The organism is Rheinheimera nanhaiensis E407-8 (genome assembly GCF_000296695.1).
GTDB classification, from domain to species: domain Bacteria; phylum Pseudomonadota; class Gammaproteobacteria; order Enterobacterales; family Alteromonadaceae; genus Alishewanella; species Alishewanella nanhaiensis.
This window is the reverse complement of record NZ_BAFK01000014.1, coordinates 103,085-109,779: the sequence shown is the minus strand read 5'-3', so window position 1 is coordinate 109,779 and position 6,695 is coordinate 103,085. Positions and strand designations below refer to the sequence as shown.

Below are 6,695 nucleotides of genomic sequence, written 5' to 3'. Positions count from 1 at the left end.
CCGGTTAACCACAAAGCGTCACCGCTTAAGTGAACAGTATTGCGCGAGAAGCGAGGCTTTTGTTAACAGACAATACCAGCAGTCAGCACTAATTCTGCGCGTATTGCCGTTCTAAATTAACCGTTTTCGATTTCAGACTGGCCAGGTTGGCACGCTCGGCACTGATTTTTTCATCGTACTGCTGCGCAGTACGATCAATCTTTTGTTGCAGGGTGACTAACTCTTCCGCTTTAGGAAAGCTGCGGCGTAGCTTGTACAAATCGGCTTTCAGCGCGTCCAGTTTTTGCTGTTTTTCCTGTTCCAGTTTACTGATCTGAAACTCGACAAAACGGCCCTGACGTTTTAGCGCATCCACTTGTTGTTTAAATTCGCTGCGGGTACCGAGCATAGCAGTGCCTAAAGGTCGCATATCAACCTGCTCGGCTTCACCGGCACAGGGAAACTGACTAAATTCAACCACGCCGTTTTGCTCACACTTATAAACCTGAGCCTGAACAGAAAAAGCGCCGAAAAACAACAGGTAAGATATTTTCTTCATTTGCCACCCCACATATGAGCAATAAATGTACAGAAAGCTTGCCAAATAGGCAAGTCAGCCTGCACATTTATTTTTCGGTTCAGCCAGTTTTCAGCTTAGTCGCGGTAACACCATTTGCCTAGCGGCAGCGCAATTAGCCCAATAGCGCCTGCTTCATAAAGTTAGGCCAGGCTGAAGCCGCTTTGTGCACCTCGGCGTTGTAATATTCGGTGTTAAACGGCGCCTTTACTGCATCGGCCTCGCGAAAACCGTTAAAGGCCATACCTTTGCGTGCCAGGGTGCAAGTCCACCAGCCGGACGGATACACCATTTGCGGGAACAGCAGCGTTTGCAGCGCATCAAAGCCGGCATCTAACATGGCGCTGCGCATGTCTTTTAACAGCGGCATGTGAATCAATGGCGACTCGCTTTGCTGCACTAAAATGCCACCATGACGCAGCGCTTTGCGGCAGCTGTCGTAAAAGGCGCGGTTAAACAAGCCTTCGCCCGGGCCTATCGGATCGGTCGAGTCGACAATAATCACGTCGATGGATTCCGGCTGCACTTCGCGCATAAATTTAATGCCATCATCAAATTTCAGTGTCGCACGCGGGTCATTATTTGACGCGCACAGCTCCGGAAAGTACTTTTCCGCCATCCGGGTGACTTGCTCGTCAATATCAATTTGGGTGACCGACTCCACACCAGGATGTTTTAACACCTCACGCAGGGTGCCACAATCACCGCCGCCAATGATCACCACGTTTTTCGGGTTGGCATGGGTAAACAACACCGGGTGGCTTAACATCTCGTGATATAAAAAGTTATCACGGCTGCTTAGCATAATAACGTCGTCGATCACCATCAGGTTGCCAAAATGACTGGTCTCATACATTTCAATTTTCTGAAATGGCGATTGCACCTCATCCAGCTTTTTGGTGACTTGCAGGCCAAAAGCACTGCCGCTGGCGGCGAAAATTTCGGTGTACCAATTGTTGTTAAAACCCGACATAGTGATCCCCTCTTCGTAACAGGGCGCGTATTGTGCCTTTTAGCGCCTTTACACTCAAATTTTTTCGGTTTTTCGTGTTTTTTGCTGCAGCCTGGCCGTATAAGCCTTAAACTATAGCCAACTTAATTTTAAAGGAACGACAATGGCCGACTGGGGTACTGAAAAAGCACGCTCTATTTACAATGTTGCGGTATGGAGTGAAGGGTATTTTGATGTCAATACTGATGGCGATCTGGTGGCTTATCCGGATCAGGACCACAGTAAAAAAGGCATCCGCTTTCCTGAGCTAACAGCCCGGTTTAAAGAAGAAGGCCTGACCTTGCCGGTGCTGGTGCGCTTTACCGACATTCTGCAGCACCGGGTAGATACCTTAATTAAATCGTTCCAGCGTGCTAAGGCCGAAAAAGACTATCAGGGCCAATACACCGCCGTGTACCCGATTAAAGTGAACCAGCAGTTTTCGGTAGTAAAACGCCTTATTAGCCACGATAGCGGCAAAGTCGGCCTGGAAGCCGGTAGTAAGCCCGAGCTGATGGCCATTTTGGGTGTGACCGAGCAGCCACTGCAAATCGTTTGTAACGGTTATAAAGACAGCGAGTTTTTACGTTTAGCCACCATTGGCCAGATGATGGGCCATACCGTGTATGTGGTGGTAGAAAAACTGTCTGAGCTGAAAACCCTGCTGCGCGAAATTGATAACTTAGGCACAGCACCGCGCATTGGTATTCGTATCCGCCTAAATTCGGTGGGTAAAGGCAAATGGCAAAACACCGGTGGCGAGAAAGGCAAGTTTGGCTTAACGGCTACTCAGGTACTGCAGGCCATTGATGTGCTGCGCGATGCCGGCAAGCTGGATTTACTGCAGCTGGTGCATTTTCATATCGGCTCGCAAATTGCCAATATCCGCGATATTCATAACGCCATCCGTGAATGTGCCCGCCATTATGCCGAGCTGCGCACCTTAGGCGTACCTATTACGACCGTCGATGTGGGTGGTGGTTTAGGCGTCGATTACGAAGGCTCGAAGTCCCGTTCGGCCTGCTCGATGAACTACACCATGTACGAATATGCCCGTAACGTGGTAAACGGCTTAAAAGAAGTATGCGACGAGTACGACCTGCCGCACCCGAACATTATTACCGAGTCTGGCCGGGCGATGACCGCCCACCATGCGGTATTGGTAACCGATGCGATTGATATTGAGCGCGCACCGGGCCTGGTTAACCTGCCCGAGCCGAGCGAAGACTCACCTACGGTCATTTTGGGCCTGTGGGAAGCTTACCAGAATGTGACACCGCGCACGGCGATAGAGGCTTACCATGATGCGGTGCATTATTTTACCGATGCCCACGCCCAGTACGTGCATGGTTTATTAACGCTGAAAGACTGGTCACTGCTGGAGCAGATTTACTTTGCTACCATTAACAAAGTTAAAGCCAATCTGGATATGACAGCGCGGTCACACCGCTCCATCCATGACGAGCTGAACGAAAAGCTGGCCGATAAGTTATTTGTTAACTTCTCCTTATTCCAGTCGATGCCCGATGCCTGGGGTATTGATCAGCTGTTTCCGGTCATGCCGCTGGAGCGGATGAACGAGCCACTGGATCACCGCGCTATTATTCAGGACATTACCTGCGACTCTGACGGCCAATTAAAAAGCTATGCCGATGGCAATGGTATAGAGCCAAGCCTGCCACTGCCGGTGTATAAGGAAGATGAGCAATACCTGCTGGGGATGTTTATGGTCGGCGCCTACCAGGAAATTTTAGGCGACTTACACAACCTGTTCGGTGACACCGATTCAGTACACGTTGAGCTGACCGATGACGGCAGCTATAAACTGACCAATATCATCAAAGGCGACACGGTTGCCGATGTACTGCGTTATGTGCAGTTTGATGCGAAAAAGCTGATTGCCTCTTACACCAAACAGCTGGCCAAACTGGAGATGGACGACAGCAAAAAAGATGAGCTGCTGGATGAGCTGAAAGCCGGCGTTTACGGTTACACCTATTTTGAAGATTAAGGTAAACTAGCATCTGATCCGATGTGTTAACAGCAGGCTCGCCTGCTGTTATTATTTTTAGCCGCTGCCAACCGCCGGCCATTGTTATCAGGTGCTGCTATGTTACATTTTTTACCGCGTCCTCTTACCGGCACGCTATCGCTGTTGCTATACATTCTGAACACCCTGTTCTGGTTTGTACCGGTATTGCTATTAGCGCTGCTAAAACTGCCACCGATAACCCGCTGGCAAAGCTGGATGACCTACCTGCTGGACGCCTGTGCCGTGGCCTGGATCAGCGTAAATAACTTTACCACCCATTTATTTACCCGTATTCGCTGGCATGTTAGCGGGCTGGAAAAACTGTCACGCAAAGACTGGTATCTGGTGCTGGCGAATCATCAATCCTGGGCCGATATCCTGGTGCTGCAAAAAGTGTTTAACCGCAAGATCCCGTTTATTAAGTTTTTCCTGAAAAAAGAGCTGATTTACGTGCCATTGTTAGGCATTTGCTGGTGGGCGCTGGATTTCCCCTTTATGAAGCGCTACAGCAAGGCCTTTTTACAGCGCAACCCGCATCTGCAGGGCAAAGACATTGAAACCACCCGTAAGGCCTGCCGTAAATTCCGCTTTAAACCGGCCGCCATTATGAATTTTGTTGAAGGTACCCGCTTTACCCGCGAAAAACACGACAAGCAGCAATCGCCCTATCAAAACCTGCTAAAACCCAAAGCCGGTGGCGCGGCTTTTGTGTTGGGCGCGATGGGCGAGCAGCTGCACAAAATTCTCGACATCACCATTTATTATCCCAAAGGCATTCCCAGTTTCTGGGATTATATCTCCGGTAAAGTTCGTGATATAACAGTGCAAATAAAGGTGCTGCCGATTACACCAGAGCTGGTGGGTGACTACAACGACGCCGCCTACCGCGAGCGCTTTCAGCAGTGGATTAATCAGCTGTGGCAGCAAAAAGATTTGCAGCTGAGCAGGCTGCAACAGGGAGTTAAGCAGTAATGTTAAGTTTTTTACCAGGCTGGCTGTTATTTCCATTCAGCTTTAGCGCCTTTGCACTAAACCTGGCGTTTTGGGGCATCGTAGTAACGCCACTGGGGTTAATTAAGCTGCTGCTGCCGTTTAAAGCAGTGCACCGCTTAACCGGTTATGCCGGCAAGGGCTGCTACCGTGGCTGGACAGCAGTAAATACCGCGCTGATTAATCTGTTTAATCACGTCGACTGGCAGGTAACCGGCGCCCAGACGCTGGATAAACAAAGCTGGTACCTGCTGATTTCTAACCATAAAAGCTGGCTGGATATTCCGGTGGTGAGCACCGTGGCGCATAGCCGCATTCCTGAGCCGAAGTTCTTTTTAAAAGATCAGCTAAAATGGCTGCCATTTTTAGGCACCGGTTGTTGGGCGCTGGATATGCCCTTTATGAAACGCTACAGTGCCGCCCAACTGGCAAAACGGCCGGAACTCAAAGGCAAGGACATTGAAACCACCCGCGCCTCCTGCCAGAAATTTAAAACCGTGCCCACCACTATTATTAACTTTGTTGAAGGCACCCGCTTTACCGAGCAGAAAAAAGCCCATAAACAGAGCCCGTTTCAGTATCTGTTGCCACCCAAGGCTGGTGGTATTGCCTTTACCCTGGCCAGCATGGGCGAGCAGTTTAATGCCATTTTAGACTTTACCCTGCTGTATCCGGATAACCCGGATCATGTGGCACTGGACATGCTGATGGGCAAACTGAAACGGGTAGTGGTGCAGGTAGAGGTGTTGCCGGTAGACCAGCAGGTGATTGGTGATTACTTTAACGATGAGCAGTTTCGGCAGCGCTTTCAGCTGTGGCTGAATCAACGCTGGCAGTTAAAAGATCAGCAAATCGCCCAATACTACCAGCAGCGCGCCAGCACAACACAAACCGAGCACCTGGCCTGTTAGGCTTTACGGGCACTGAGTAAAATATTACGCGGCGTAATCGAAGGCTGACACAGCTGTGTCAGCCTTACCTGGTAGCCATGCTGCTGCAAATATAACGCCTTATCCAGCGCCAGCCACAGCTCCAGTGGCCGGCGAAATAAATGCCGCACCAGCTCAATTCGGCGCACCAGCAACTGCCGCTGAGCGCCGCGCGCCAGATAGGCTGGCCAATCAACACTGGCAGGCAGCGTCAACTGATGCTGATGAGCCGCCCAATGGGCAAAACCGGCAAAATCGCCGCTAAACCAGTGCTTAGCCACTGACGATAACGGCTGATACGCACGCTGGCCGCTGATGTCGGCGCGCAGTTCATCATAAGCTAACCGCCATAGCACCTCGGTATGGCGTAAGCGGTTTACCCGTGCACCACCGGTAACCTGGCCCTGCACCACTAGCTTTAAGTCATCTTTCCCAAGCCGCAGGTTATGTTGCTGCGCCAACGCCGACAGCGGCTGATACAGCTCATCAGCAATTAAATGATAGCAACAGGGCACCAGCTGCAATTGCCTGCAACCATGCTGCACTGCTTGCTGCAGCAGGCGGATATGTAAATCGCCGCAGGCGTGCAGCGCCACCAGATGCTGCGCGGGTTTGAGTACCCCGGTTAACGGCTCGCTCAGCACATCGGCACAGATAAACTGCTGCTCTAGTTGATGTTGCTCGGCCAGCGCGGCGCCTTCATCGCATAACTGTGGCTGCCACTCGACACTGGTTACCGGCTGACCAAAGCGCTGCGCCAGAATGCGGCCCAGATGGCCTTTACCGGCACACCACTCCAGCACAGGCAGCGTAGCGGGCAACCACTGCTGGCACAGCGCATCAATTTGCTCAAGCTTGCGCCCGCTAATACCGGTTTGCAGCCAAAACGGCAAGGCAGACAGCTCAGCAGCAGGCGCCTGCTCAAGCGGGGATACCAGCTGAAATAGCGCAGCAAAGTGTGGTGCAAGCCACGATGGTAACTGTGACGACTGTTCAGCCTGGTCTAACCCGGCTGGTGTCAATGCCGCCAACGGTGCTTGCCAGGCCTGCCCGGCCCAGGGCAGCACCTGATGCTGAAATGGCAGCAGTTGCCAGTACTGGCGGTAGTGCACCAGTAACTGACTCAACTGATGAAAGTAGCCGGCTAAGTCCTGTTGCATAACCCGCTACCCGGGGCGCAGTAAAAAGCTATGCCTG

The 6,695-nt window shown here is 51.4% G+C and carries 6 protein-coding genes; 3 read left to right on the top strand and 3 right to left on the bottom strand.

Translation table 11 applies throughout. The annotated features are described in order from the left end of the window. Positions 1 to 88: 88 nt before the first annotated feature. Both RNAN_RS12400 and speE read right to left on the bottom strand, forming a co-directional pair. Complete coding sequence (locus RNAN_RS12400) at positions 89 to 538, bottom strand: DUF4124 domain-containing protein (RefSeq protein ID WP_008222273.1); 450 nt, start codon at positions 536 to 538, stop codon at positions 89 to 91. A 133-nt stretch (positions 539 to 671) separates the two neighbouring features. Next, positions 672 to 1,529 carry a polyamine aminopropyltransferase gene (gene speE, locus RNAN_RS12395; RefSeq protein ID WP_008222271.1) on the bottom strand — a complete coding sequence of 286 codons (858 nt, stop codon included), beginning with the start codon at positions 1,527 to 1,529 and terminating at the stop codon, positions 672 to 674. 142 nt (positions 1,530 to 1,671) lie between these two features. Here speE and speA point away from each other — a divergent pair, with 142 nt between their 5' ends. From speA to yihG (RNAN_RS12380), 3 genes are all read left to right on the top strand, one after another. Next, complete coding sequence (gene speA, locus RNAN_RS12390; protein ID WP_008222270.1) at positions 1,672 to 3,558, top strand: biosynthetic arginine decarboxylase; 1,887 nt, start codon at positions 1,672 to 1,674, stop codon at positions 3,556 to 3,558. 99 nt (positions 3,559 to 3,657) lie between these two features. After that, a complete protein-coding gene (yihG, locus tag RNAN_RS12385) occupies positions 3,658 to 4,551 on the top strand; it encodes a 1-acylglycerol-3-phosphate O-acyltransferase, YihG family (RefSeq protein WP_008222268.1) in 894 nt (297 codons plus the stop codon). Beyond that, positions 4,551 to 5,480, top strand: a complete 930-nt coding sequence (gene yihG, locus RNAN_RS12380) for a 1-acylglycerol-3-phosphate O-acyltransferase, YihG family (protein ID WP_008222266.1) — start codon at positions 4,551 to 4,553, stop codon at positions 5,478 to 5,480. The genes yihG (RNAN_RS12385) and yihG (RNAN_RS12380) overlap by 1 nt, the downstream gene beginning before the upstream one ends. Here the strand turns inward: yihG (RNAN_RS12380) and RNAN_RS12375 are convergent. Continuing rightward, complete coding sequence (locus RNAN_RS12375; RefSeq protein ID WP_008222264.1) at positions 5,477 to 6,658, bottom strand: methyltransferase; 1,182 nt, start codon at positions 6,656 to 6,658, stop codon at positions 5,477 to 5,479. The genes yihG (RNAN_RS12380) and RNAN_RS12375 overlap by 4 nt on opposite strands. Between the last annotated feature and the right edge of the window lie 37 nt (positions 6,659 to 6,695).